Raw genomic sequence first — 795 nt, forward strand, 5'->3', positions numbered from 1 at the left:
GGCCGATGCCCTGGTGAGGGCGGTGCCAGTTGTAGTGGTGCAGCCAGGCTTTCATGGCATCGGCTCGGTGTTGTGAGGTTTGGTAGGTGTAGGCGTAGGCCCATTCGCGCAAGGCTGATTGGATGAACCGTTCGGCCTTGCCATTGGTCTGCGGGCGGTAGGGCCGGGTGAAGCGGTGCTTAATGCCCAGTTCACGACATGCCGCGGCGAAGGCTCGGCTGCGGAAGGCCGAACCGTTGTCAGTCAGCAGTCGCTGGATGGTCACGCCCAGGCGCGCGTAGTAGGCCACGGCGTCCTTGAGGAACTGGATCGCGCTGGGGAAGCGTTCGTCGGGGTGGATGTCGGTAAAGGCCACGCGGGCGTGGTCATCGATGGCCACGAAGACGAAGTCCCAGCCGGCGCCGTCCACGCGATCGCGTCGGTTGCCCGTGACCCGATGGCTGGGCCGCACGATGCGCCCGAGCTTCTTGATGTCGATGTGCAGCAGTTCACCCGGCGCCTCGTGTTCGTAGCGCACGACGGGCTCTGCTGGCTGCAGGTCGGCCAGGCGAGACAGGCCGGCGCGCGCCAGGATGCGGCTGACGGTACTGGCCGATACGCCCAGTGCTTGGGCAATGCGGGCCTGGGTCAGTCGCTTGCGGCGCAGCTCGACGATAGCCAAGGCCTTGGTCGGCGCAATCGCCTTGGGCGAGAGCGCCGGACGCGAGGAGGCATCGGCCAGCCCCGCTTCGCCCTGGGCCAGGAAGCGGCTGAGCCATTTGCGTACCGTAGCTGCGGTTACACCGTAGGCCTGGG

The 795-nt window shown here is 66.8% G+C and carries 1 protein-coding gene; it reads right to left on the reverse strand.

Annotated features, from left to right (window positions below; genetic code table 11):
• Window positions 1-795, reverse strand: a 795-nt coding sequence (locus V8Z80_RS20865; RefSeq protein WP_336063336.1) for an IS481 family transposase, incomplete at both ends; no start/stop codon positions are given.

The sequence above is a fragment of the Orrella sp. JC864 genome, from assembly GCF_037026685.1.
Classification (GTDB): domain Bacteria; phylum Pseudomonadota; class Gammaproteobacteria; order Burkholderiales; family Burkholderiaceae_B; genus Orrella.